Source organism: Aeromonas sp. FDAARGOS 1405 (genome assembly GCF_019048265.1).
Taxonomy (GTDB): Bacteria; Pseudomonadota; Gammaproteobacteria; order Enterobacterales; family Aeromonadaceae; genus Aeromonas; species Aeromonas veronii_A.
Map to the genome: position 1 here is coordinate 1,229,781 of NZ_CP077311.1, position 23,316 is coordinate 1,253,096.

Annotated in this window: 25 protein-coding genes; 16 read left to right on the top strand and 9 right to left on the bottom strand. The window is 56.8% G+C overall.

Going from position 1 to position 23,316, the window contains the following annotated elements; genetic code table 11:
• Positions 1 to 24: 24 nt before the first annotated feature.
• The 3 genes from I6L35_RS05815 to I6L35_RS05825 all read left to right on the top strand — a co-directional run bounded on the left by I6L35_RS05815 (position 25) and on the right by I6L35_RS05825 (position 2,442).
• Positions 25 to 768 carry a fimbria/pilus periplasmic chaperone gene (locus I6L35_RS05815; RefSeq protein ID WP_216979777.1) on the top strand — a complete coding sequence of 248 codons (744 nt, stop codon included), beginning with the start codon at positions 25 to 27 and terminating at the stop codon, positions 766 to 768.
• Positions 769 to 778: 10 nt separating this feature from the next.
• Positions 779 to 1,348, top strand: a complete 570-nt coding sequence (locus I6L35_RS05820; RefSeq protein WP_254204534.1) for a fimbrial protein — start codon at positions 779 to 781, stop codon at positions 1,346 to 1,348.
• 185 nt (positions 1,349 to 1,533) lie between these two features.
• Positions 1,534 to 2,442 carry a hypothetical protein gene (locus tag I6L35_RS05825; RefSeq protein ID WP_216979778.1) on the top strand — a complete coding sequence of 303 codons (909 nt, stop codon included), beginning with the start codon at positions 1,534 to 1,536 and terminating at the stop codon, positions 2,440 to 2,442.
• 284 nt (positions 2,443 to 2,726) lie between these two features.
• Here the strand turns inward: I6L35_RS05825 and I6L35_RS05830 are convergent, their stop codons facing one another.
• From I6L35_RS05830 to fabV, 4 genes are all read right to left on the bottom strand, one after another.
• Complete coding sequence (locus I6L35_RS05830; protein WP_216979779.1) at positions 2,727 to 3,974, bottom strand: winged helix-turn-helix domain-containing protein; 1,248 nt, start codon at positions 3,972 to 3,974, stop codon at positions 2,727 to 2,729.
• Between the two features lie 216 nt (positions 3,975 to 4,190).
• Positions 4,191 to 5,375 (bottom strand): NAD(P)/FAD-dependent oxidoreductase, encoded by a 1,185-nt coding sequence (locus I6L35_RS05835; protein ID WP_005355716.1) that lies wholly within the window; start codon positions 5,373 to 5,375, stop codon positions 4,191 to 4,193.
• Between the two features lie 149 nt (positions 5,376 to 5,524).
• The gene (gene ftnA / locus I6L35_RS05840; protein WP_005339225.1) at positions 5,525 to 6,049 is read right to left on the bottom strand and encodes a non-heme ferritin; all 525 of its coding nucleotides are present in this window, start codon (positions 6,047 to 6,049) and stop codon (positions 5,525 to 5,527) included.
• Positions 6,050 to 6,141: 92 nt separating this feature from the next.
• Positions 6,142 to 7,329 (bottom strand): enoyl-ACP reductase FabV, encoded by a 1,188-nt coding sequence (gene fabV, locus I6L35_RS05845; RefSeq protein ID WP_216976406.1) that lies wholly within the window; start codon positions 7,327 to 7,329, stop codon positions 6,142 to 6,144.
• A 401-nt stretch (positions 7,330 to 7,730) separates the two neighbouring features.
• On the opposite strand from fabV, the gene I6L35_RS05850 reads away from it, so the two are divergent.
• Together I6L35_RS05850 and trpS are read left to right on the top strand one after the other, a co-directional pair.
• A complete protein-coding gene (locus I6L35_RS05850) occupies positions 7,731 to 8,168 on the top strand; it encodes a universal stress protein (RefSeq protein WP_005339229.1) in 438 nt (145 codons plus the stop codon).
• Positions 8,169 to 8,360: 192 nt separating this feature from the next.
• Positions 8,361 to 9,374 carry a tryptophan--tRNA ligase gene (gene trpS / locus I6L35_RS05855; RefSeq protein WP_019446260.1) on the top strand — a complete coding sequence of 338 codons (1,014 nt, stop codon included), beginning with the start codon at positions 8,361 to 8,363 and terminating at the stop codon, positions 9,372 to 9,374.
• Here trpS and I6L35_RS05860 read toward each other — a convergent pair.
• The gene (locus I6L35_RS05860; RefSeq protein WP_005357110.1) at positions 9,353 to 10,312 is read right to left on the bottom strand and encodes a LysR family transcriptional regulator; all 960 of its coding nucleotides are present in this window, start codon (positions 10,310 to 10,312) and stop codon (positions 9,353 to 9,355) included. The genes trpS and I6L35_RS05860 overlap by 22 nt on opposite strands.
• Positions 10,313 to 10,403: 91 nt before the next feature.
• Between I6L35_RS05860 and I6L35_RS05865 the strand changes: the two genes are divergently transcribed.
• Together I6L35_RS05865 and I6L35_RS05870 are read left to right on the top strand one after the other, a co-directional pair.
• Positions 10,404 to 11,303, top strand: a complete 900-nt coding sequence (locus I6L35_RS05865) for a DMT family transporter (protein ID WP_005339234.1) — start codon at positions 10,404 to 10,406, stop codon at positions 11,301 to 11,303.
• Positions 11,288 to 11,449 (top strand): hypothetical protein, encoded by a 162-nt coding sequence (locus I6L35_RS05870; protein ID WP_005339236.1) that lies wholly within the window; start codon positions 11,288 to 11,290, stop codon positions 11,447 to 11,449. Before I6L35_RS05865 ends, I6L35_RS05870 begins: the two co-directional genes overlap by 16 nt.
• Positions 11,450 to 11,573: 124 nt before the next feature.
• Here I6L35_RS05870 and I6L35_RS05875 read toward each other — a convergent pair whose 3' ends face one another.
• On the bottom strand, positions 11,574 to 12,035 hold the full coding sequence (locus I6L35_RS05875; protein ID WP_216979780.1) for a DUF6314 family protein: 462 nt from the start codon (positions 12,033 to 12,035) through the stop codon (positions 11,574 to 11,576).
• Positions 12,036 to 12,075: 40 nt separating this feature from the next.
• Here I6L35_RS05875 and I6L35_RS05880 point away from each other — a divergent pair, with 40 nt between their 5' ends.
• Positions 12,076 to 12,930: a carboxylate/amino acid/amine transporter gene (locus tag I6L35_RS05880; RefSeq protein WP_216979781.1), complete on the top strand. Its 855-nt coding sequence runs from the start codon at positions 12,076 to 12,078 to the stop codon at positions 12,928 to 12,930.
• A gap of 6 nt (positions 12,931 to 12,936) precedes the next feature.
• Here the strand turns inward: I6L35_RS05880 and I6L35_RS05885 are convergent, their stop codons facing one another.
• A complete protein-coding gene (locus tag I6L35_RS05885; RefSeq protein WP_064334991.1) occupies positions 12,937 to 13,800 on the bottom strand; it encodes a sensor domain-containing diguanylate cyclase in 864 nt (287 codons plus the stop codon).
• Between the two features lie 70 nt (positions 13,801 to 13,870).
• Positions 13,871 to 14,584 carry a 3-deoxy-D-manno-octulosonic acid kinase gene (locus I6L35_RS05890; RefSeq protein WP_005342265.1) on the bottom strand — a complete coding sequence of 238 codons (714 nt, stop codon included), beginning with the start codon at positions 14,582 to 14,584 and terminating at the stop codon, positions 13,871 to 13,873.
• Between the two features lie 203 nt (positions 14,585 to 14,787).
• On the opposite strand from I6L35_RS05890, the gene I6L35_RS05895 reads away from it, so the two are divergent.
• From I6L35_RS05895 to I6L35_RS05930, 8 genes are all read left to right on the top strand, one after another.
• Positions 14,788 to 15,840: a glycosyltransferase family 9 protein gene (locus I6L35_RS05895; RefSeq protein WP_216979782.1), complete on the top strand. Its 1,053-nt coding sequence runs from the start codon at positions 14,788 to 14,790 to the stop codon at positions 15,838 to 15,840.
• Between the two features lie 303 nt (positions 15,841 to 16,143).
• A complete protein-coding gene (gene gmk / locus I6L35_RS05900) occupies positions 16,144 to 16,770 on the top strand; it encodes a guanylate kinase (RefSeq protein WP_005339253.1) in 627 nt (208 codons plus the stop codon).
• Between the two features lie 79 nt (positions 16,771 to 16,849).
• A complete protein-coding gene (gene rpoZ, locus I6L35_RS05905; protein ID WP_005307060.1) occupies positions 16,850 to 17,125 on the top strand; it encodes a DNA-directed RNA polymerase subunit omega in 276 nt (91 codons plus the stop codon).
• Between the two features lie 131 nt (positions 17,126 to 17,256).
• Positions 17,257 to 19,374 carry a bifunctional GTP diphosphokinase/guanosine-3',5'-bis pyrophosphate 3'-pyrophosphohydrolase gene (gene spoT / locus I6L35_RS05910; RefSeq protein ID WP_216979783.1) on the top strand — a complete coding sequence of 706 codons (2,118 nt, stop codon included), beginning with the start codon at positions 17,257 to 17,259 and terminating at the stop codon, positions 19,372 to 19,374.
• A gap of 44 nt (positions 19,375 to 19,418) precedes the next feature.
• Positions 19,419 to 20,150 (top strand): tRNA (guanosine(18)-2'-O)-methyltransferase TrmH, encoded by a 732-nt coding sequence (gene trmH, locus I6L35_RS05915; RefSeq protein WP_216979784.1) that lies wholly within the window; start codon positions 19,419 to 19,421, stop codon positions 20,148 to 20,150.
• The gene (locus I6L35_RS05920; protein ID WP_216979785.1) at positions 20,150 to 20,809 is read left to right on the top strand and encodes a CatB-related O-acetyltransferase; all 660 of its coding nucleotides are present in this window, start codon (positions 20,150 to 20,152) and stop codon (positions 20,807 to 20,809) included. The genes trmH and I6L35_RS05920 overlap by 1 nt, the downstream gene beginning before the upstream one ends.
• Positions 20,809 to 21,849 (top strand): alpha/beta fold hydrolase, encoded by a 1,041-nt coding sequence (locus tag I6L35_RS05925; RefSeq protein ID WP_216979786.1) that lies wholly within the window; start codon positions 20,809 to 20,811, stop codon positions 21,847 to 21,849. The genes I6L35_RS05920 and I6L35_RS05925 overlap by 1 nt, the downstream gene beginning before the upstream one ends.
• A gap of 89 nt (positions 21,850 to 21,938) precedes the next feature.
• Positions 21,939 to 22,754 (top strand): Cof-type HAD-IIB family hydrolase, encoded by an 816-nt coding sequence (locus tag I6L35_RS05930; protein WP_216980250.1) that lies wholly within the window; start codon positions 21,939 to 21,941, stop codon positions 22,752 to 22,754.
• A 34-nt stretch (positions 22,755 to 22,788) separates the two neighbouring features.
• Here I6L35_RS05930 and I6L35_RS05935 read toward each other — a convergent pair whose 3' ends face one another.
• A complete protein-coding gene (locus tag I6L35_RS05935; protein WP_216979787.1) occupies positions 22,789 to 23,304 on the bottom strand; it encodes a ricin-type beta-trefoil lectin domain protein in 516 nt (171 codons plus the stop codon).
• Positions 23,305 to 23,316 lie beyond the last annotated feature (12 nt).

A 23,316-nucleotide genomic window follows, 5' to 3' on the forward strand; every position in this document is an offset into this window, starting at 1 on the left:
ATAACCAGATTGAGATAAACCGATATGACCAAGAAACTGTTGTTCACTCTGCCTCTATTGCTAACCATGATGGCTAGCCAGGTTCAGGCTGCCGTCTCACTGGATCGCACCCGAGTGATCTATCCGGCGGGAGCCAATTCAATGAGCCTGACGATCCACAATAATAACAAAACACTGCCTTACCTGGCCCAGGCCTGGCTGGAAGATGCCAATGGCAACAAGATAAATAGTCCGTTCACCCTGTTGCCACCAGTTCAGCGGCTGGAGCCGGGTATGGAGAGCCTGGTCAAGGTGCAAGCATTACCTGCTGTCGCTCTGCTGCCCCAGGATAAAGAGAGTTTGTTCTACTTCAACTTGCGGGAGATTCCCCCTCGCAGCGACAAGCCAAACACCCTGCAGCTTGCACTGCAAACCCGGATCAAGTTCTTCTACCGCCCCGCAACTCTGCTGGTTGAGCCGGGCAGCAACCAAGCGCCGTGGCAAGAAAAAGTTACCCTGCAAGCGGTAGGAGGAAAATACCAGTTGACCAATCCGACCCCTTACTACATCTCCATTGTGGATGGGGCCCGCACACTCAATGCGGGTAGTACTACGGGATTTGAGCCAGTCATGATTGCCCCCAATAGCAGTGCCATGGTCAATCTTGGTGTGGCCCAGCTTGGCCAGCAACCCACTTTTACCTATGTGGATGACTACGGCGGCCGTCGAACCCTGAGCTACCGCTGCACCGGGACCTGCCATTTGTTGCCCGCTCAAGATGCAAAATAGAGAGATAAATATGTCGCTAGGCTCTTCTTCTCCGCGCGCGGCCTACTCCAGGGTTCGTTACCTGTGGTTCATATTGATCACTTTTCAGAGCGTGCTTATCCCGTCTCAAGCTCAGGCGGGGAGTGATAGCTTGATGATTAATGTCGTCGCAGAGGTAGTCAATCAAGCCTGTTCGCTGCGCCCCGGTGATGAAACCATCACCGTCAACTTTGGCAATATCGTGAACAAAGAGTTATTGAGGGACAAACGCACACCAAGTAGAGAGTTTCAGCTTCATCTTGAAGAGTGTGACCCCGATATCTCCAAGGGTGTGAAGGTGACATTCAGTGGTCAAGGAGCGCCAGACAATCCGGACTTGCTGGCGCTGATGGGGGACAGTATCGCCAAAGGGATTGCCATCGGACTGGAGCATCAGGGAAAGGCATTACCCCTCAACAAAGCAAGCCGTGAATTGATGTTAACTGCTGGTGACAACGTACTGACCTTCGCTACCTATGTGCAATTGCTACCATCGGGACAAACGGGCTTGGTATCAGGTACGTTTAGTACAAGTGCCAACTTCAAGCTAGAGTATGAGTAAAGATGCTGAGTTAAAATTAGAATCCACAGTGTTCCTTCTCGAGATTTTCGACGAACACCCGTGGCTTACTAAATTTCTACATGTGGTGGTGGAGAAGTCTTAAACTTAAGTTAAGCATCATGCTCCATGCTCTCTTAATAGCAATTTTTAGCACCTTATTAATATTTATGTGATACTGAGGTTATATGGTCTTTTTTTTCGAAATAATACGAGGTGTATTTAGCACCAGTGATTTTAAAAAACACCTTGGTTACTTTTTGTGCTTCATAACAAATGTTATGTTTGTTTTTTTACTTGGCATAACAAATACCTATGCATCTAGCCTTTCCATTTCTTTAACCGAAGCTCCAGGACTTACAACGAAAGGCGATCCATATATGAAAGCGGTAATTATTGGGGGAGATAATAATGATCTCACGCCTAATTTATGTGCTGGTAAGAAATGGGGTGATTGTTCCATATTAGCTTGGTTAGTTGAAAGGTCATGGCCAAACAAACAACTTGATGGGTATAAATCATATGATGCCGGTGGCATTAACTCAGAGTCATGGCGAAGCTGTGTAAATTCCAATGAAAATAAAACGTTAGGAAAGGTTATTTCTTGCTGGCGAAATAATGGCGTACTTCAGAGACCCTTATATGATACTATCGGTAGTCGTAGACTTAAATCAGGCCCTGATTTATGTCTTTTTTATGGAAGAGATACAGTACAATCAGCCTCATATCCTGGACCAATATCAAATTGCGTATCAGGTTATAAACCAGCTGAGAGTTGTAAATTTGGCCCTAACATTTCCATAAATGCAAAAGGTACAGCAAGCGAATTTAAAAATATGTCTGCAAGTGCAGAAAGTTACTTAGAGTGTACGAATACAACCTCAGGCACAATTAAATTAACCGATGAAAAAGGTCAATTGGTTTTAGATGGTGGAGGTTATTGTAATCTTGATTTAGGTTCTGGTCCAAATAAACCTCATAAGTTAACAGTGCAATATGGAATGCGGAAAAAAGTGATCGCTAAATGCCTATTTTCAGGCGTGAATACTCTAGGTTTACATCGAGGTGCGGGAATAATTGTATTTACGGTAGATTAAATGCCCAGAAAATTTGGAAGTGCTGCTTCGGCTCGTTACATATAAAGTAAAGGTTAAGTTATAATTTGATATCACTTTGACGCTGATATCAGATTGTAACTTGACACATACGCTTTATATATTAGGTTTTACTTATAACTCCATATCAAAACAAGCATTCTTATTCTGACTTTATTAACATCTCATTACCGATAATTCTATTTACAAAACAATGTATCAGTCATTTCTCTATCTGGCGACAAGTAATCATCCATATTTATGAGACTCTCAACTTTCTTAAAGCACTAACTATTTTTACCATTGAATACTTTTGTATAAAATAAAACCCCACCAAAAAGACTGGTTACATGAACAATCTCATTTTTTATCTTAATTGTGCGCAAATAAGCATCATCCTGTGTAAATTGATCAAAAATGGTATAAATTTGAGGATCGACTTGCAAAATATCTTGCTGTATCGATTTGACCTTCAATGACTTATTCTCAAGATGTCTCAAACCATTCTCATAAAAATGCACGCGAGAAATCTTTTTTATTTCAAACACCATGTTTTGCTTTGCATCGTTAAACATCAAATCTTGAGCCCATGCGGCTTGTTCAACATTATCATTATCAATGCCGGTAGTTTTGATCAACATATAACCGATATAGTCTGCTTTAATCTGGCATGGGCGATAGAATCTCAAACGCACAAAGCCCATCCCAGGAATATCGTGTACATTGATCGGTGAAACAGCTTCAAGATTAATATTCTGAGCAATGCATTCCAGCTGTTTCTTTATGTCCAGCCGCTTATCCATTAAAAATGTTTTTTGCCAAACTATATTATCTTTTATATTAAAGTCCAAATATGAGAATGCATCTTTTGATGCAAGAGCATAAAAGTTTCGGTCTTTTTTTATCAACTTTTCAATATATTTATACTCGTCAGGGGAACGAATATCCTCTGTATACATAACAATACGATTAACACTTGGTGTTGCTAATTCCTTTATCTTTTCAAGCTTTCTAAATTCTAATGAAATCTCATCTTTTTCTGTCAAAATATAATATGATGTAATAGCTGAAATGATAGTAACAATAAAAACAAAGAACATTAATATATATTTATCAAGTCGACCGCGATCAAAGAGTCTTTGTTCCTCGTTTGCATCAACATCATCGGATTCCTCAGTCTTTGTGATCACCTCCGTACGGTGTGACAATTCATCACCATGACCAAGTTCAACCTCCAACTTGAAAATGTAACCCACACGAGGAATTGTTTCTATGGAATTGAAAATCCCGATAGACTCAAACTTCCTACGTAGTAGAAGAATTGTTTTGTTGAGACTAATATCCCTGCTTTCTGTTTCACCCCAAATATCATCAAGTATTTTTTTTCTTTCAACAACTCGCAGACTATTATCACAAAGCACTTCCAGCAATACGGTTTCTTTTTGACTGAGCTTTATTTCTTTCTCGTCAAGAATAATTCTGTATGTCTCAGGTTCAAATGTGAACGTGTCGTTATACTTATATTGCTTTGTCATGATTTTATTTAATCTCAACGTTCTGTTGAACTACATTGTATATGATTTTATATACCTTACAGGAATTTTCTAGGGAATGCGGTAACACGTAATCATGAACAGATAACTGTAGGCACAGCCCCAGGCCGACATACTCGACCTCCAGTATGTCGGCAATGAAGAACCACACTTATACATAATGTTCTCTTGGGCTCTCCAACAGGGGATATGTCCGAATTAGCAGTACTGACCGGCCACCCAGCCGGAAGACCAGGCCCACTGGAAGTTGTAGCCACCGAGCCAGCCGGTCACATCCACCACTTCACCGATGAAGTAGAGGCCGGGCACCTTGCGCGCTTCCATGGTCTTGGAGGAGAGCTCGTTGGTATCGACGCCGCCCAGGGTCACTTCGGCGGTGCGATACCCCTCGGTGCCGTTGGGCAGGATCTGCCAGTCACCCAGCAAGTTGGCCACCGCTTCCAGTTCACGCTCGTTGTACTGACGCATCGGCTTGCTGACCAGCTGACCCAGCTCCACCAGCTTGTCGACGAAGCGCTTGGGCAGCTCGCGCCCCAGCACGGTTTTCAGCTCCTGCGCGGGGTGTGCCTGCGCCCACTCACGCAGGGCGGCCGGAATATCCAGCTCCGGCAGCAGGTTGATGTGGATCTTCTCGCCGGCATGCCAGTAGGAGGAGATCTGCAGGATGACGGGGCCGGAGAGGCCGCGATGGGTGAACAGCATCGCCTCCTTGAAGCGGGTGCCATCCTCGGCGGTCACCGCCACCGGCAGACTGATGCCCGCCAGATCGGCGAACGCCTCTTTCTCCGCCTGATGGAGGGTAAAGGGCACCAGACCGGCGCGGGTCGGCAGCACCTTGAGGCCGAACTGCTCCGCCAGCTTGAAGCCATAAGGGGTCGCCCCCAGCTTGGGCATGGAGAGACCGCCGGTCGCCACCACCAGCGAGTGACAGCCGATCTCACCCTTGCTGGTGGTCAACACAAAGCCTTCGTCCTGCTTGCTGACGGTGAGGATCTCGGTCTGGAACTGCAGGGTCACCCCGGCCCAGTCACACTCAGTGAGCAGCACATCGACGATATCCTTGGCACTCTCGAGACAGAACAGCTGCCCCAAGGTGCGCTCGTGATAGTTGACCCCGTGGCGGTCCACCAGATCAATAAAGTCCTGCTGGGTGTAGCGGGCCAGCGCCGACTTGCTGAAGTGGGGATTCTCCGACAGGTAGGCGTGAGCACCCGCCTGATGGTTGGTGAAGTTGCAGCGGCCACCACCACTGATGAGGATCTTGCGGCCCGGTTTCTTGGCGTTGTCGAGCACCAGCACGGAGCGGCCACGGTAGCCCGCCTGCGCCGCACACATCAATCCGGCCGCACCGGCCCCGATCACCACCACATCGACCTGCTTCATCATCACTCACTTATCAAAATAGAAACGGCACCTGGCCAGAACCGAGATTGCCTCTGGCTGACATCACAACGGTGACTGCCCACCAGAATAAACAACGGCCCTTAAAAGGGCCGTTATTGTACTGGCTGAACACTAAGTGTCCACGACTATCAGGCGTTGCTGTCCATGATGCTGGCAGGGGCGCCCTTGGCTAGTTCGGCCAGCTCCTTGTCGATGAAGTAGAGGCCTTTGCCATCTTCACCTACCAGACCCAGACGGTCGACGATGCTCTTGAACAGCTTCTCCTCTTCATGCTGCTCGGCCACATACCACTGCAGGAAATTGAATGTGGAGTAGTCCTGGGTGGTGAAGGCTACGTGGGCCAGCCCATTGATGCACTTGGTGATGTGATACTCGTGCTCCAGGGTGGTACGGAACACGTCGCCCAGCGACTTGAACTCGTGGGGAGGGGCATCGATGGCACCCAGCTTGGGCATGGCGCCGGTCTCGCTCACATAGGTGAACAGACGCTCCATGTGCTGGCGCTCCTCGACCGCGTGCTGACGCAGGAAGGTCGCCGCCCCTTCAAAGCCCTTGTCTTCGCACCAGGCACTCATCTGCAGATAGAGATTGGAGGAGTAGAACTCCAGGTTAATCTGCTCGTTCAACTTCTCGATCATGGCTTGGGCCAGCATCTTGTTTCTCCTCAGTGATTTGGTATCGATTGTCGCCACACTCCCGCCGCGAATCAACCCGCCAACGAGAGGGAGATCCCGTTTCTTTCAGCTCAGGGGGTCAGCTCGCCAAGGGAGGCGACATCCACCGGCGCAGCATAATCGACGCCCGGCAGCTCGAAGCCGTTGAGCTGCATGAAATCCTGCCGCAGCCCGGCAAAGTCCCCCAGCACGTGGAAATTGTCCGGCGTCACCTTGGGCCAGAGCGCCGAGACAGCGGCCTGAATGGCCGGGTCGAGTTCGTGGTCATCCATCCGGATCAGCCGGTTGCCATCGGCCACCACCCCATTGGGCCCGTACATCTTGGCGGCGAACAGTCGCTGCATCTGCTCGATGCAGCCTTCGTGCACACCGCGCTCCTTCATCACCCCCATCAACAAGCCGAGATAAACCGGCAGCACCGGAATATAGGCGCTCGCCTTGGTCACCAGCGCCTTGCAGACCGACACCCAGGCGTGACCGCCAATCTCGGCCAGTTGCAGGTTGATGGTCTCGGCGGTGGCGTGCAGATGCTCCTTGGCATAACCGATGGTGCCATCCCGATAGAGGGGATAGGTGGATTCGGGGCCGATGTAGGAGTAGGCCACGGTTTGCGCACCGGGGGCCAGACAACCGGCCTGCTGCAACGCCTGCATCCAGAGCTGCCAATCCTCGCCCCCCATCACAGTGACGGTATCGCGGATCTCCTCCGGCGTGGCGGGCGCCAGCGACTGCTGCACCAGCGTATCGCGCTCCAGATCCAGCCCCCAGCCGCTGAACGGCTGGCCGGTAGTCTTGAGCACGGAGCGCACTTGCGTGCCGTCAGGCAGCACCCGGATACCGCTCGCGAGCGAATAGATCACCAGATCCACCTGCCCCAGCTGCTGGCGGATGGTGTCGATGGCCTGCTGGCGCATGCCGTCGGAGAAGGCATCACCGATCAGGTTGATGGCGATACGCCCCTCCTGCTCCGCCTCCTTGCGAAACCAGATGTTGTTGTACCAACCGGCACTGCCCAGCCCCTTGTCAGAGGGGCCCCGCTCGAAGGAGATGCCGATAGTGTCGGCCCCCGCGCCGAAGGCGAGCGCAATGCGCGACGCCAGCCCGAAACCGGAGGAGGCCCCCAGCACCAGCACCCGCTTGGGCCCATTGAACGGGCCCGCAGTCTTGATGCGTTCAATCTGCTGCTGCACGGCGGCGCGACAGCCGATGGGGTGACAGTTGCGGGCAACACAACCTTGAATCTGGGGATGAATGATCATGGGAAGGCCTCCAAAGAAATTGGCTACAGCATAACCAAATCGAAAGAGATTAACTTGATGCCGGATCGTTATCAGTCAGAAAAGCCGCGGGAAATGAGGCGGATAAACAAAAGGGAGCACGTGGCTCCCCAAAGCGGTATTCAGATGCTTTTTGTTGTTTTGTGTTCATTGCGAAGCACGGGCCCATCCTATGCCTCTCCCCCCTGATCGGCAAGCCGGGGGGTGTGACCGGCGTCAAACTCCTGTTTAATTTATAGGCAAATGGTGGTTAATAACTGAGTGGCTGACCCTGTGTCACACGTCATTAAACTCATTTAAATCCCAAAACTGTGCCTGAGGCACCATTTTAGTTTCAGCAGAGATTGGTATAGTGGGCTGAAGGATCGGTAAGGAGAACCCCCATGAGTGGAACAACCTATTACAAGCATATTCTGGCCGCGATCGACCTCTCTGAAGACAACCGCAAGGTGATCGACAAAGCAGTCGACAGAGCCCGCTCCAACGGCGCCAAGCTGTCGGTTATCCATGTCGATGTGGACCTCAAGGATCTCTACACCGAGATGATCGATATCGATATCGACAACGTGCAGGATCAGGTGATCGCCGAAGCGAAAGAGAAGCTGGAGGCCTTCCTCGCTTCGGTGGACTACCCCATCGAGAAGAAGCTGGTGATCTGCGGCGATTTGAGCGAGCGGGTCAATCAGGCAGTCAAGGAGTACGAGATCGACCTGCTGGTGTGCGGCCATCGCCAGAGCTTCTGGAGCCTGCTCACCTCCAGCGCCCGTCAGCTGATGAATACAGTGCCCTGCGATCTGCTGGTCGTCCCCTTGCAGAAGTAATGAAACCGGCGTAGTTTGATTTGCTATGAACATGACCGCATTCAATCACAACTACTGGTGGTGCTGCTCCTAAACAGGCGGCACCGCGTTTCTATATGTAAATTTCCCAAAGAAAACACCGTGACCGCCGAGAGGCGGTCATTGTTTTTATCCCTTTGTCGCCTCCCGGCTCACCCAACTGGAGAGAGTGACATGCACAACCCCGTAATCCTGACTGGCGATCGTCCCACCGGCAAACTGCACATCGGCCACTATGTCGGCTCCCTGCGCCAGCGCGTCGAAGCCCAGCACCACTACCGTCAATTCGTGATGATCGCCGACTTACAGGCGTTGACCGACAACGGCCACAACCCGGCCAAGGTGACCGACAACGTGCTGGAGGTGATGGCTGACTATCTGGCGGTCGGTCTCGACCCGGCCAAGACCACCTTCTGCCTGCAGAGCGCCCTGCCCGCCCTCGCCGAGCTCACCTGCTACTACCTCAATCTGGTCAGCGTCGCCCGGCTGGAGCGCAACCCCACCGTCAAGGCGGAGATCCAGCAAAAAGGGTTCGAACGCACGCTGCCGGCCGGTTTTCTGGTCTATCCGGTGAGTCAGGCCGCCGACATCACCGCCTTTCGCGCCAGCCACGTGCCGGTCGGGGAAGATCAGCTGCCGATGCTGGAACAGACCAACGAGATCGTCCGCCGCTTCAACTCTCTGGTAGGCAAAGAGGTGCTGACCGAATGCCAGCCGATCCTGAGCGACACCGGCCGCCTGCCCGGCATCGACGGCAAGGCCAAGATGTCCAAGTCTCTCGGCAACACCATAGAGCTCGGCATGTCGGCGGAAGAGGTCAAACAGGCGGTGTTCGCCATGTATACCGACCCCAACCACCTCAAGGTGAGCGATCCGGGTCAGGTGGAGGGAAATACGGTGTTCGCCTATCTCGATGCCTTCCACCCCGACAAGGAGCTGGTCGCCGAGATGAAGGCCCACTACCGGCGCGGCGGACTGGGGGACATGCGCTGCAAGCAGGTGCTCAATGACTGCCTGCAGACCCTGCTCGCCCCGATGCGGGAGCGCCGGGCCGCGGCCATCGCCGACAAGAAGATGCTGCTGGAACTGCTCTATCAGGGCACCGAGCAGGCTCGCATCATCACCGATGAGGTATTGGCGGAGGTGAAAAGCGCCATGGGGCTCGACTACTTCGCCAGCATCCGCTGAGCGGGAGTCCCGAGCGCATCGTCGCCGTAGAGGTCGAACACCAGCTGGTGCAGCAGGCTCTTGAACCAGCCGATCGCCTCGTCGTGGGCGGTGAGCGGGTGCCCCGCCATCAGGTAGACGATGGGGATGGCGGGGTCGAGCTGGTGCATCCGCAGCGGGTAGTAGCGGCAGAAGTGGCGTCCGATCATCTCGGGCACCACCACCAGATAGCGGCCGGTCGCCATCAGCGGCGGCACCGCCATAAAGCTTGGCAACCGCACGCCCAGCTCCCGCTCCACCCCGAAGCGGGCCAGCCAGAGCTCCACCATCGCCTGACTGTGACCCCAGCTGGAGGTGTGGATGTGGGGGCGGCTCACCAGCTCGACCGGGGTCAGCACATCGGGCAACTCGCTACCGAGTGGCGACAGGCAGACCAGCGGGTTGTTGAACCACTCCTCCCGCCACAAACGGGGTGAGAGGTGATTCGCCCCGGCGAAACCGATCACCAGATCCAGCTCACCCTTTTCCAACTCCCGCTCGTAGTCGCTGTCCGCCAGCTCGCACACCTCAAGCCGACAGTGAGGGGCCTGCCGATGGAGCCGCTCCACCAGCACCGGCACCAGTCCGTGCTCCACCGAGCCCGGGGTGGCGATACGGAAAATCCGCCGTGCGGTAGCGGGATCAAACCCCTTGGCCTGCCGCAATCCCTGCTCCAGCATCGCCAGCGCCTGCCGCACCGGACCGGCCAGCGCCTTGGCTCGCTCGGTCGGCATCATCTCGCGCCGACTCATCACAAACAGCGGGTCATCCAGCGCCACTCGCAGCCGCCCCAAGGCGTGACTGACGGTGGATTGGGAGAGATGCAGCCGTTCGGCGGCACGGGTGACATTGCGCTCCTGCATCAGCATGTCGAATACGGCGAGCAGGTTGAGGTCGAGACGGGCGAGCGAGCTATCCATCGATATTAGCCATAGTTAAATGCCAACAATTCATTTTTACCATAGTAACAGATTGCCTAGAATGCGCTGGCTTAATACATCGGAGATTCAAATGCGTAGCTATCTGTTATTGCTGGCCATTGGCCTGCTGTGGGGTTCCCAGTTCATTTTCATGCACCAGGCCGTTGCCGAGTTGCCCCCCATTCTGGTGGCTGCCGGTCGTGCCCTGTGCGGCAGCCTGACCCTGGGTCTGCTCTGCCTGTTCATGCGACTCAAGAGTGAGCACACCCCGTGGCGCACCTATATGCTGATCGCCCTGCTGGATGCCACCATCCCCTTCATCATGGTCGCCTGGGGCCAGCAATATGTGGATAGCGCCATCGCCGCCGTGGTCATGGGTTGTATCCCGTTTGTGACCATTCTGGCTGCACCGCTGTTTATTTCTGGTGAAAGAATCACCAAAACCGGACTGCTTTCCGTGATCATCGGCTTTGCCGGTGTACTCACCCTGTTCTGGCCGAAACTCTCCCAGGGCATGAACGCCGGTCTGCTCGGTGCCATGGCCATCCTGCTGGGTGCCAGCTGCTTCGCCATCGGTCTGCTGATGATCAAGCGCTTCGCCAAGGACCATCCGGTCGTGGTCGCCCGCAATATCCTGATCTCCTCGGCAATCCAGTTGCTGTTGGTCGCCCCCTTCATGGTTGACCTCAGCAGCCTGACCCTGCCGAGCACCCAGGCCCTGAGTGCGATCACCGTGCTGGGTACCCTCTGTACCGGTCTGGTCTACTTCCTCTACATGGCGCTGATCCAGAAGGCCGGCCCGACGTTCGCCTCCTTCAGCAACTATCTGGTGCCGCTGTTCGGCGTGATGCTGGGTGCCCTGTTCCTCGGCGAGCAGATCCACCCCACCACCGGCGTGGCCCTGGCCCTGATCCTCGGCTCGGTCGCCATGAACCAGTGGGCCCAGCAGCGTCGTGTACAGCGTGAGGCAACCCTATGTCAGGCATCCTGACCACACTGTGCGGTGGTCTGGTGCTGATTGCCGGCTGGCAGTATCGCCAGCGGCTGGCCGGGATCCTGGGCCTGCTGATGGTACTGCTGCCCTGGTTCTTCGATAGCAAGCTGCAAGCCATGCTGAGCTATGCCCTGAATGCCTGAAGTCCATCTCTGAATGTGTGACGAGAGTCTATCTCTCCTGTTTTTGGGACTGTTTTAAAAAACCTCCGATTTGTCCCCCGCTACCGGCGCTCTGCGCCGGTTTTTTTATGCCTGCCAGCCGGCGTCAGATCAGATAGCGATAGCTGAGTCGCTCGTTCTTGCGCGGCCCGCTGATCTGCCAGCTCAGCAGAAAACCACCGTCGATCTCGGTCAACTCGGCGCTGTAGTGATCCGCCCCGCACAGATGGGGCTCGGCGGTCAGCCAGCGGCCATCTCCTTGTGGCAGCAACTCGAACAGTTCGACCGGCGCTTCATAACGCAGATGGGAGAGACGGATCCCCCGTTCGCTACGCTGCCACCAGAAGCGGTTGTGCATGGCGAGTTCCCTGCCATGAGGCGTGATGTAACGGCCCTGCTCGTTAAATAGCCAGCCCCCCTGATGATCGGTCACCTGCACACGCCCCTCGCCGCGACCACTCCAGTCGGTCGCCGACCCCTCGCCATTGCTGGCGGTGAAGGAAAATGCTCCGACCTGTGGCAATCGCGCCCATAAACGCTGGATTGCCGCTTCCATCTCGGCCATCATAGCCCCCTCAAAAATTGACAACTGATGATAAATCAAACACATGAACTACTTGATAGGGGTCACCCTGCTCTGGTCATTCTCCTTCAGCCTGATCGGGGTCTACCTCGCTGGCCAGGTGGATGCCTACTTCTCGGTGCTGACCCGCATCGCCCTCGCCAGTCTGGTGTTTCTCCCCTTCCTGCGCCGCCGCTGGCTGCGACCCGCTCTGGCAGGCAAACTGATGGCTCTCGGTGCCATCCAGCTCGGCATCATGTATCTCTTCTACTACCACTCCTTCCTGCTGCTGACGGTACCGGAAGTGCTGGTCTTTACCATCTTCACCCCCATCTACGTCACCCTGCTCCACGATCTGCTGGAAGGGCGCTTCAAGCCCACCTATCTGTGGGGCGCCCTGCTGGCGGTGCTCGGGGCTGCCGTCATCCGCTTCGACGGCCTGACCGAAAGCTATGTGCTGGGATTTCTGGTGGTGCAGGGGGCCAACCTCTGTTTCGCCCTGGGTCAGGTGGGCTACAAGGTACTGCTGGCACGGGAGGCGGAGCAACCGCCGCAACTGGCTGTGTTCGGCTGCTTCTATCTGGGGGCGCTGGTGATCGCCCTGCCCGCCTGGTGGCTGCTGGGCAAGCCGCAATACCCAACGTCAGGGTTGCAGTGGGGCATTCTACTTTGGCTGGGGGTGGGAGCCTCCGGCCTCGGCTACTTCCTCTGGAACAAGGGGGCGACGCTGGTCACCAGCGGGGTGCTGGCCATCATGAACAATGCGCTCATTCCGGCCGGCTTGCTGGTCAATCTGCTGCTCTGGGGCAAGGATACCGACCTGACCCGACTGACCATCGGCGGCCTGCTGATGCTGGCCTCGCTCTGGGTCTGCCAGCGTGACAAGCGCGGCCAACCCTGACCACACTCAGCCGACAACGGTATTGTGCTCCCGTCTGGCCTGACTGTGACAGCTGGCCAGCCGGGCCAGCAGATGATCGAGCTGCTCGCCAGCCTGACTCTGCACCAGCCCGATGCTGACGGTGACCGGCCGCTGTGACAGCAGGCTGGCATCGGCAATCTCGAGGCGCAGCCGCTCGGCGATCTCCAGCGCACTCATCCGCTCGGTCTGGGAGAGCATCAGGATAAAACCGTCCTCATCCCAGCGGGCGAAGGGATCTTCCCGCCGCAGTTCGTGACGCACGATACGCGCCAGCTTGGCCAGCATGGCGTCGCAGGCAGCTTCACCAAACAACTGCTGGATTTTGGCCATGTGATCGACCGAAAACTGCAGCAGACTGAAAGTGCCGCTCTCGGTGGCCAGCCGCTCTTCAAGCAGTTGCTCGAAACGGCCACGGCTCTCCAGTCCGGTCAGCGGATCGGTGCCATGTCGCTCCTCCACCAGCACGGCAGCGGGATCGAGGTGACGGACGACCCCCAGCAGATAGCCCCGCTCATCGCGACGCATCCGCTCTTCCAGCCGGATGTAGTGACCGTGATGATGCAAAATGCGGTATTCGAGGCGCAGACCGCTGCTGCGGCCGCTCTGGCAGGCGAGCAGGGCATCTTCCAGCCGGGCGACATCGTCGGGATGAACCCGATCCAGCCAGCCAAGATCATCCGGCCAGCTCTCTCCCAATCCCAACAGGCGCAGGCAGGAGGGATCACGCTGCAGTCCATGTTGGGCTGACCAGCTCCAGATCCCCGCCTCCAGCAGCGCCATGGCATCAGACAGCAGACCCGGATCAAGCCGGGCAGTCACATCGACCAAAGGTGTCTTGAGCATTTCCATGGGGCGCCTCGAAACAGGATCTGAATACCTGCTCAATAAGTAACATTGGCGTTCACGCCGAGCAACAGGGTCAGAGCGCTTTTCCCTGATACCCGTTCATCAAGGTCTGCCAGTTCTCCGGTACGAAGTGGAAACTGGTGTGCAGTTGAGACTCTTTATTGAATGAACGGAGCAAGCGTTCCAGATTGGCCTTCTGCCATTCGCCGGGGGAGCGGATCGCCCCCTTGTCAAAATCGATCACCCACACCTTGCCCTCTTTATCGAGCAACAGGTTATGGCTGTTGAGATCGGCGTGATAGACCCCGGCATCGTGCAGCTGACGCACTGTCTGACCTATCTTGTGCCACACCTCGGTCACCACCGGCCCCTGCTTGAGCAGCGCCACCATATCCTTGGCACCGCGAATTCGCTCGATCAGGATATCGGCGCGATAGAAGGGGCCCTGTTTGACCATACGGGCGCCAAACGGACGCGGCACCGGCAGCCCCAGCTCGCACAGCTTGGCCAGCAGGGTGTATTCGGCCATGGCGCGGCTCGACTCGACCCCTTCGAACCAGAAGCGATCCCGCACCACCTTGCCCACCATACCGCCGCGATAGTAGTGGCGCAGCACCAGATGGCGGGACTCATCCTTGACGAACCAGGTCACTCCCCGTCCGATGGAGGTTCCCACCACCTGACGGTTGTTCTGCCACCAGGCAGGATCGAATAACTGGGGAGATGGGTCGCGAAAGGCCCCTTCGGCATACCAGCAGATCTGGTTGTGTTCGGTCTGTACTCGCATCGTGGAGATCCCGCTCGGTGGGTCGTTGATCGCCCCTGTTTATGGGCGATGAGGCTGCGACTATGGCATGCCCGCAACATGTGCCAGCCATGGCGGCTGCTATTCAGGTGGCAAAGCCCGGCTGACGATTGTGCGCAATTTTACAATCCACAGGGGAGTTTGCATAATGCCATCCACCCTTTTTGCCAGCCGTGCGCCACATCATGCCGCTATTTCAAACGCCTCCCTCATCCATCTGCATTCTGCGGCTCTCCGCCATCGGGGATTGCTGCCACGCACTGGCGCTGGTGCGCGTCATCCAGCGGGAGTGGCCACAGACCCGCATCACCTGGATCACCGGCAAAATCGAGGCAACCCTGTTTGCCGATCTGCCCGGCGTCGAGGTGATCCCCTTCGACAAGAGCAAGGGATGGCGCGGCTATCGCGATCTCTGGCAGACCCTCAAGGGGCGCAATTTCGATGCCCTGCTCCACCTGCAGGCGGCGATGCGGGCCAGCATCGCGACCCTCGGCATCAAGGCCAAGGTCAAACTCGGGTTTGATCGGGAGCGGGCCAACGACGGCCAGTGGCTGTTCACCAACCACAAGGTGCCATCCCCTGCCTCTCCCCACGTGCTGGACGGTTTCCTCGCCTTTGCCAAAGAGCTCGGCATCAAGGATCTGACCCCGGATTGGCAACTGCCCATCAGCGCCGAACACCAAGCCTGGGCAAAGGAGAAAACTGGCGGCAAACCGACCCTGCTGATCTGCGCCGCCGCCAGCAAGGCCTTCAAAAACTGGACGGCTGCGGGTTATGCCGCACTGGCGGATCACGCTGCCAGCAAGGGTTTTCAGGTCTATCTCTGTGGCGGGCCGGCCAAACTGGAGCGGGATCTGGCTGCCGAGATCCGGCAACTCAGCCAGAGCAAGCCGGTCGATCTGGTTGGCCAGACCAACCTCAAGCAGCTGTTGGCGCTGATTGGCGAGGCGAGTCTGGTACTGGCCCCCGATACCGGCCCCACCCACATGGCGACCCTGGTCGGCACGCCGGTGATCGGCCTCTATGCCCACCACAATCCTGCGCGCACCGGCCCCTATCTGTGCCGCGACTACGTGGTCAGCGTCTATCAGGAGCTGGTCGAGCAGGAGACCGGCAAGCCGCTGGCCGAATTGAGCTGGCGCACCCGCCTCAAGGATCAGGAGGCCATGCGAAAAATCACCAGCGAGCAGGTGATCGCCGCCTTCGACCACCTCTGTGCAGATCGTCAGCTGCCGTAATGACAGGGCACCTCGGGAATTCCGAGCCATCAGGCAGGGATAACCTGATAGCCTCTGCCCTCAGCCAAAGGCACAATGCAGGCTGATGTGGGTTACGCTCCCGCAGCAAGCTACGAATACTTTGATCGGCTGGAATATGATTCCGGCCGTTTTTTTATTCGCCGCATTCTGGTAAAATTCGCCGCCTTTACATCCTCCTGACTCAAGAGTTTTCCGCGTTTTGCGTTTGGCTGTCTCCCTTTCGGGCACAAGACGGCGGTCTCTGCTACAACCAAAACAGCGGTTTCGATTAAAGGTAATAATATGGCGCAACAAGGCACTCTCTATATCATCTCCTCTCCGAGCGGCGCGGGTAAATCCAGTCTGCTCAATGCCTTGCTGACCAACCACAATCAAGCTGGCAAGATGCAGCTGTCGGTTTCCCACACCACTCGCGCCACCCGCCCGGGCGAAGAGCACGGCGTCCACTACCACTTCGTCCAGGTGGAAGAGTTCAAGGCGCTGATCGAACGCGGTGATTTTCTGGAGTGGGCCGAAGTGTTCGGCAACTACTACGGCACCTCACGCGCCGCCATCGAAGCCTGTCTGGCCAAGGGGATCGACGTATTCCTCGACATCGACTGGCAAGGTGCCCGCCAGATCCGCGAGCAGATGCCGACCAAATCCATTTTCATCCTGCCCCCCAGCCGCGAAGAGCTGGAACGCCGCCTGATTGGGCGCGGTCAGGACAGCGCCGAAGTGATTGCCGGCCGGATGGCGAAAGCCATTGCCGAAATGGTGCACTACGACGAGTATGACTATGTCATTATCAATGAAGACTTCGAGCAGGCGCTGTTCCAGCTCAGGTCCATTATTGAGTGCCAACGGCTGGAGATGCGTCACCAGCAACAGGCTCAAAAAAACTTGCTGCAACAGCTACTGGCAGAGTAAGCCAAAAACAAGTAAACTTTTGCGTCATTTTTAAACACTGCTTTTCTAAATACAGAAAGCCCAAACACTGGAGTCCTGCATGGCACGCGTTACTGTAGAAGATGCTGTAAAACAGGTAGGTAACCGTTTTGACCTGGTGCTGGTCGCCGCGCGCCGCGCTCGTCAAATCGCGGTACAAGGCAAAGATCCCCTGGTCGACGAAGAGAACGACAAGCCGACTGTGATCGCCCTGCGTGAGATCGAGCTGGGTCTGGTGAACAATCAAGTGATGGACACCCAGGACCGCTACGAACAGCAAGAGCAGGAAGCCGCCGAGCTGGCTGCCGTTGCTGCCATCGCCGAAGGCCGCGGTTAAGTTATTCCTCCGGTTGGCACCCGCCCGGGTGCCGACTGTTCATCCCCATTTACAACCGCTCGAAAACCTCGCAAACTCAGGGCTATACCCTCAATTCCACGAATTGCCGTTTCACCGCTGCGGGGACTGTCTTGTATTTATTTGAAAACCTTAAAGAAATAGCCAGTTCCTACCTGCCACCAGAGCAGGTTGAGAAGCTCAAGCAAGCCTATGTGGTGGCCCGTGATGCCCACCAGGGTCAGATGCGTTCCAGTGGCGAACCCTACATCACCCACCCTGTGGCCGTTGCCCGAATCCTGGGCGACATGCGCCTCGATCATGAAACCCTGATGGCCGCCGTGCTGCACGATGTCATCGAGGATACTCCGATCACCAAGGCCGATCTGGCCGAACAGTTTGGCGATGCGGTCGCCGAGCTGGTGGCCGGGGTCTCCAAGCTCGACAAGCTGAAGTTTCGCGATCGCAAAGAGGCTCAGGCCGAGAACTTCCGCAAGATGGTGATGGCGATGACCCAGGATATCCGGGTCATTCTGATCAAGCTGGCCGACCGCACCCACAATATGCGCACCTTGGGCTCGCTGCGGCCGGACAAGCGCCGCCGCATTGCCCGGGAAACCCTCGAAATCTTCGCCCCAATAGCCAACCGCCTCGGTATTCACACCATGAAGAACGAGCTGGAAGAGCTGGGCTTCGAGGCGCTCTATCCGATGCGATCGCGGGTATTGCGCGAATCGGTGCGCCGCGCCCGTGGCAATCGCCGCGAGATCATCGACTCCATCCAGAGCGAAATCAGCGGTCGCCTGAAAGAGGCGGGGATCGAACATCAGGTCAGTGGCCGCGAGAAGAATCTGTTCTCCATCTACAACAAAATGGAGAAAAAAGAGCTGCAATTTCATGAGGTAATGGATATCTACGCCTTTCGGGTCAAGGTGAAGGACATAGATACCTGTTACCGGGTGCTGGGGCAGATGCACAGCCTCTACAAACCGCGCCCCGGCCGCTTCAAGGATTACATCGCCATCCCAAAGACAAACGGCTACCAGTCGCTGCACACCTCGCTGGTGGGGCCGCACGGGGTACCGGTCGAGGTGCAAATTCGCACCGAGTTCATGGATCAGATGGCCGACAAAGGGGTTGCTGCCCACTGGGCCTACAAGCAGGATGGCGACAGCTCGGGCACCACGGCCCAGATCCGCGCCCAGCGCTGGATGCAGAGCCTGCTGGAATTGCAGCAGAGCGCCGGCAGCTCCTTTGAATTTATCGAAGGGGTCAAAACCGACCTCTTCCCCGACGAGATCTACGTGTTCACGCCGGAGGGACGCATCATGGAGCTGCCCGCTGGCGCCACGCCGGTGGACTTTGCCTATACGGTGCACACCGACATCGGCCACGCCTGCGTCGGTTCGCGGGTCGACCGCCACCCCTACCCGCTCAGCAGCCCGCTACACTCGGGCCAGACGGTGGAGATCATCACGGCGCCGGGGGCTCGCCCCAATGCAGCCTGGCTCAACTTCGTGGTGACCACCAAGGCTCGCTCCAAGATCCGCCAGTTCCTCAAGAACCTGCGCACCGAAGAGTCGGTGGTGCTGGGTCGCCGCCTGCTCAACCATGCGCTGGGCGCCAAGAATATCGAAGACATCCCCGAGCCGCGCATCAAGCAGGTGCTCGCCGATACCAAACATGAGAATCTGCAGGGACTGCTGGCCGATGTGGGCCTCGGCAACGCCATGAGTGTCATGGTGGCGCGCCGCATGCTGGGGGATGAACTGCCGCCGGAAGAGCAACCCAAGTCCAGCAGCAAGAAGATGCCGATCAAGGGTGCCGACGGCATGCTGGTCACCTTCGCCAACTGCTGCCGCCCCATCCCGGGAGATGCCATTATCGCCCATATCAGTCCGGGCAAGGGTCTGGTGATCCACCAGGAAGCCTGCCGCAACATCAAGGGCTACAGCAAGGAGCCGGACAAGTACCTGCCAGTGCAGTGGGAAGTGGACAAGGAGCAGGAGCAGGAGTTCCGCACCGGTATCAGCATCGAGATCGTCAACCATCAGGGTGCGCTGGCCGAGCTGGCCAACGTGATTGCCGCCACCGGCGCCAACATTCACGCCATCAGCACCGAAGAGAAGGATGGCCGGGTCTATCAGGTCAGCCTGCTCATCACAACCAAGAGCCGCATCCACCTGGCCAACATCATGCGCAAGATCCGCGTGATGCCCAACGTGCTCAAGGTGAGCCGACAGAAGAACTGAACACAGGCGGCGCAAGCCGCCTGCTGCTTTTATAGAGACAAGCCATGACCCCCGAACGCTTCAAGCGCATCACCGACATGCTGGCCCAGCGTCAGCTCGATTTGACCGTCTGCATGGAAGAGGTCCATAAACCCCACAATCTGGCCGCCATCGTGCGTACCGCCGATGCCATCGGCATCCACCGGGTACACGCCGTCTGGCCCAAAACCTGGATCCACAAGCGCAAGGGCACCGCCCGCGGCAGCCAGAACTGGGTGGATGTAAAACTGCACCCGGACATCGGCAGCGCCGTTGCCGAGCTGAAAGCCTCCGGCATGCAGATCCTGGCGACTCACCTCTCCGACAGCTCCGTCGATTTTCGCGCTATCGACTACACCAAACCGACCGCCATTCTGGTGGGTCAGGAGAAACACGGCATCGGTGAAGAGGCGCTGGCGCTGGCCGACCACCATATCGTCATTCCCATGGTGGGCATGGTGCAGTCCCTCAACGTCTCGGTGGCTGCCGCCGCCATCCTCTACGAAGCGCAGCGTCAGCGCGAGCTGGCCGGTTGCTATCAGCGCGGCTGCCCGCTCACGCTGGAGGAGCAGAACAGCATCCTGTTCGAGGGGGGTTATCCTATCTATGCCCAGCTCTGCAAAGAGAAAGAAATGCCCTACCCCCAGCTCGGCCCGGCCGGTGAAATTCTGGCGGACGAAGAGTGGTGGCAGCGGATGCAGCTGACCCGCAAAGGGTGGGCGCAGCAGAGCGAGCAGGACGACCTACAGGAGGAGTGATGGAGAACCCTTTTGGCAGCTGGCTGGAATCGCAAATCATCCGGGATCACCTGACCAACCCGAACATAGAGGCCGGCGACTACAGCTACTACTCCGGCTACTACCACGGCAAGCCGTTCGAGGATCACTGCGTCCGTTACCTGCTCGGCGATGGCTCGACCCGCGACACCTGGGAGAGCGGCCTCTGGGGCGAGGTGGATCGGCTGATCATCGGCAAGTTCTGCTCCATCGGCTCGGGCGCCACCTTCATGCTGGCGGGCAATCAGGGCCACCGGCTGGATTGGGTTTCCACCTTCCCGTTCAACCCCGACACCTTTGGCGAAGGGGCCCGCAGCGGCTTTCTGCGCAAGGGAGACACCCGGATTGGCAACGATGTCTGGATCGGCTCGGAAGCGATGATCATGCCCGGCATCACCATAGGTGACGGCGCCGTCATCGCCACCCGCGCCGTGGTGACCAGGGATGTGGCCCCTTACACCATAGTCGGCGGCAACCCGGCCCAACCGATCCGCCGCCGTTTCAGCGATGAGCAGATCCTCATGCTGCAAGAGATGCAGTGGTGGGACTGGCCCCTGCCCCGCTTGCAAGCCAGCATGGCGCTACTCTGCTCGGGGGATATCGCCGCCCTTTATCACCATTGGCAACAGGAGTGTGCCTGATGAAACCCCTCTCTCTTTCCCTGTTGGCCCTGACCCTGTTTTCTGCCGGAGCCCTTGCCGTGACCAATACCTATCAGCTCACCAGCGAAGCCGATGTACCCAGCCTCTACCAGCAAACCCTGCCCGACTTCTGGCGCCAGCATGCGGTGGAAGGAGAGTTTAAGGGCAAGGATGGCGTAACCATCCGCTATGCCGCGCTACGGCAAGCCAAGGTCGATCGCGCCATCCTGATCGTCAATGGCAGGGTCGAGAGCTACCTCAAGTATCAGGAGCTGGCGTGGGATCTCTGGCGTCAGGGCTACAGCCTCTATCTCATCGACCATCGTGGTCAGGGGATGTCCGACCGGATGCTGAATGACCCGCAGAAGGGATATGTCGACCAGTTCGACGATTATGTGGTCGATCTCAAGCAGTTTCACGACCAGATAATCATGGCGGACCAGCCTGCAAAGCTGTTCCTGCTGGCCCACTCCATGGGCGGCGCCATCTCGGCCCGCTATCTGGAACGCTGGCCCGATGATATCAAGGCGGCCGTGCTCTCCTCCCCCATGCTGGGCATCAATCTCGGCGGTCTGCCCAAGTGGCTGGCCAAGGGATTGGCGAGCACCATAGGCACGGTCGGCGGCTGGCTTGGCGAGCCTCCCTACGGCCCCGGTCAGGGCGCCTATCAGGATCACGGCTTTGCCGATAACGAGCTGACTCACAGCCAGCCCCGCTATCAAGCCTTCCGCCAAATCTACGAGCAGCACCCGCAGATCAAGCTGGGTGGCGCGACTGCCCACTGGATTTATCAGGGGATCACCGGTGCCGATGCCGCCATCGCCGATGCGGGCGCCATCAAAACCCCGCTGCTGGTGCTGCAAGCTGGCAAGGACAGCGTGGTGGACAATGCCGCGCAGGAACGCTTCTGCACCATTGCCAAGTGCGAAGGGGGCAAACCGCTGCGCATCGAGGGGGCCTGGCACGAACTGTTTATCGAATCCGATGACAAACGCCAGCCCGCCCTGACCGCGATGGTCGACTTTTTCGCCCGCTTCTGAGCTGGCTATTTTTTGTAACCCTAAATAAATGGGGTGACAGTGCGGGCTAAGGTAAACTGCCCCTGTTTTCAATCGATGCCGAGGTAATGATGTTCAAGGTAGTTGTATCCGATCTCGATGGCACTCTGCTCAACAAGCAGCACCAGATCTCTCCCCGTACCCGGGATACCCTGCACCGCCTGGTAGAACAAGGTGTGAAATTCGTGGTCGCCACCGGCCGTCATCATGTTGACGTTCGCAGCTTCCGCGATGCGCTGGGGATGGACATCTACCTCATTACTTCCAATGGCGCCGTGGTCCATGACAAACAGGACCAGCTGATTTTCAACCAGCCGCTGCCGACCGAGATCGCCGCCGAACTGATTGCACTGGAGCGAGATCCCTCTATCCACCTCAATGTCTATCAGGGTGATGATTGGGTGGTGGAAGAGGAGCTGCCTTGGTTGCTGCAGTTCCACGACGAGTCAGGGTTCACCTACCGTCTGGTCGATGACCTGAAACAGGAACCGAAAGAGCAGATCAACAAGGTGTTCTACATCGGTGACCACGAGAAGCTGCTGAAGATTGAGGCGCACCTCAACCAGCGTTACGGCGATCAGCTCAACGTCACTTTCTCCCTGCCGGACTGCCTCGAAGTGATGCACGCCGGGGTGCACAAGGGCAATGCGGTGCGTGCCGTGCTGGAGCAGAACGGTTTCGACATGTCGGAGGCGATCGCATTCGGCGATGGCATGAACGACCTCGAGATGCTGACTATGGTGGGGCGCGGCATCGTGATGGGTAACGCCCATGACCGCCTGAAAATGGCGCTGCCGGAGTACGAGCAGACCCTCACCTCCGATGAAGATGGCGTCGCCGTCTATCTGGAGAAGCTGTTCGAGCTGGAGAGCGTCAGCGCCGCCTGATCCTCTTCAGCCCGCCATCCGATTCAGCAAAGCCTCACCATGTGAGGCTTTGTTTTTTCAGGGTTTCCAGCCAGGGATTGGGCCGCTGCCAGCTGAAGCTCTGGTTCGCTCCGCCGTAGCATTCAGCCAGCCGCAGCGGCGTGCCGGGGGTATGGCGTCGCCCGGCCACATCGAGGCAGCGAGAGACCTTGCTGTTGAAAAGCCTGTCTTTCTGCCACTCCCACTGCGCCTGACCGTCACAGGGTGCCAGCATCACTTCGCTGTCGTTTTTGGCTTGCAAACAGAGATCCTGCAGACGCAACTCACCCAGATCCCACTCGAACAGTTGATCGTCTTTTCCGCTGCAAGGTTGTGCCAACACCTTCTGTTGGGACACCGCAACGCAAAAATCACCGCTGGTCAGCAAGGGGGAAAGCACCCGGTCCTCCGACGGTATCGAAGCGATTGAGTCCATCATTTCATCGGTTGATGGCGGCTTGATGGTACATCCTCCCAGCAACAAGGCGACCAGCAGGGCGGGAGAGCAAGCAAGGGAAATTTTGTTATTCATGGAAAATGCCTG

Bases quoted from the DNA above. Each gene is read 5' to 3' on its own strand.
- I6L35_RS05815 (WP_216979777.1), top strand. From the start codon at position 25: ATGACCAAGAAACTGTTGTTCACTCTGCCTCTATTGCTAACCATGATG.
- I6L35_RS05820 (WP_254204534.1), top strand. From the start codon at position 779: ATGTCGCTAGGCTCTTCTTCTCCGCGCGCGGCCTACTCCAGGGTTCGT.
- I6L35_RS05825 (WP_216979778.1), top strand. From the start codon at position 1,534: ATGGTCTTTTTTTTCGAAATAATACGAGGTGTATTTAGCACCAGTGAT.
- I6L35_RS05830 (WP_216979779.1), bottom strand. From the start codon at position 3,974: ATGACAAAGCAATATAAGTATAACGACACGTTCACATTTGAACCTGAG.
- I6L35_RS05835 (WP_005355716.1), bottom strand. From the start codon at position 5,375: ATGAAGCAGGTCGATGTGGTGGTGATCGGGGCCGGTGCGGCCGGATTG.
- ftnA (WP_005339225.1), bottom strand. From the start codon at position 6,049: ATGCTGGCCCAAGCCATGATCGAGAAGTTGAACGAGCAGATTAACCTG.
- fabV (WP_216976406.1), bottom strand. From the start codon at position 7,329: ATGATCATTCATCCCCAGATTCAAGGTTGTGTTGCCCGCAACTGTCAC.
- I6L35_RS05850 (WP_005339229.1), top strand. From the start codon at position 7,731: ATGAGTGGAACAACCTATTACAAGCATATTCTGGCCGCGATCGACCTC.
- trpS (WP_019446260.1), top strand. From the start codon at position 8,361: ATGCACAACCCCGTAATCCTGACTGGCGATCGTCCCACCGGCAAACTG.
- I6L35_RS05860 (WP_005357110.1), bottom strand. From the start codon at position 10,312: ATGGATAGCTCGCTCGCCCGTCTCGACCTCAACCTGCTCGCCGTATTC.
- I6L35_RS05865 (WP_005339234.1), top strand. From the start codon at position 10,404: ATGCGTAGCTATCTGTTATTGCTGGCCATTGGCCTGCTGTGGGGTTCC.
- I6L35_RS05870 (WP_005339236.1), top strand. From the start codon at position 11,288: ATGTCAGGCATCCTGACCACACTGTGCGGTGGTCTGGTGCTGATTGCC.
- I6L35_RS05875 (WP_216979780.1), bottom strand. From the start codon at position 12,035: ATGATGGCCGAGATGGAAGCGGCAATCCAGCGTTTATGGGCGCGATTG.
- I6L35_RS05880 (WP_216979781.1), top strand. From the start codon at position 12,076: ATGAACTACTTGATAGGGGTCACCCTGCTCTGGTCATTCTCCTTCAGC.
- I6L35_RS05885 (WP_064334991.1), bottom strand. From the start codon at position 13,800: ATGGAAATGCTCAAGACACCTTTGGTCGATGTGACTGCCCGGCTTGAT.
- I6L35_RS05890 (WP_005342265.1), bottom strand. From the start codon at position 14,584: ATGCGAGTACAGACCGAACACAACCAGATCTGCTGGTATGCCGAAGGG.
- I6L35_RS05895 (WP_216979782.1), top strand. From the start codon at position 14,788: ATGCCGCTATTTCAAACGCCTCCCTCATCCATCTGCATTCTGCGGCTC.
- gmk (WP_005339253.1), top strand. From the start codon at position 16,144: ATGGCGCAACAAGGCACTCTCTATATCATCTCCTCTCCGAGCGGCGCG.
- rpoZ (WP_005307060.1), top strand. From the start codon at position 16,850: ATGGCACGCGTTACTGTAGAAGATGCTGTAAAACAGGTAGGTAACCGT.
- trmH (WP_216979784.1), top strand. From the start codon at position 19,419: ATGACCCCCGAACGCTTCAAGCGCATCACCGACATGCTGGCCCAGCGT.
- I6L35_RS05920 (WP_216979785.1), top strand. From the start codon at position 20,150: ATGGAGAACCCTTTTGGCAGCTGGCTGGAATCGCAAATCATCCGGGAT.
- I6L35_RS05925 (WP_216979786.1), top strand. From the start codon at position 20,809: ATGAAACCCCTCTCTCTTTCCCTGTTGGCCCTGACCCTGTTTTCTGCC.
- I6L35_RS05930 (WP_216980250.1), top strand. From the start codon at position 21,939: ATGTTCAAGGTAGTTGTATCCGATCTCGATGGCACTCTGCTCAACAAG.
- I6L35_RS05935 (WP_216979787.1), bottom strand. From the start codon at position 23,304: ATGAATAACAAAATTTCCCTTGCTTGCTCTCCCGCCCTGCTGGTCGCC.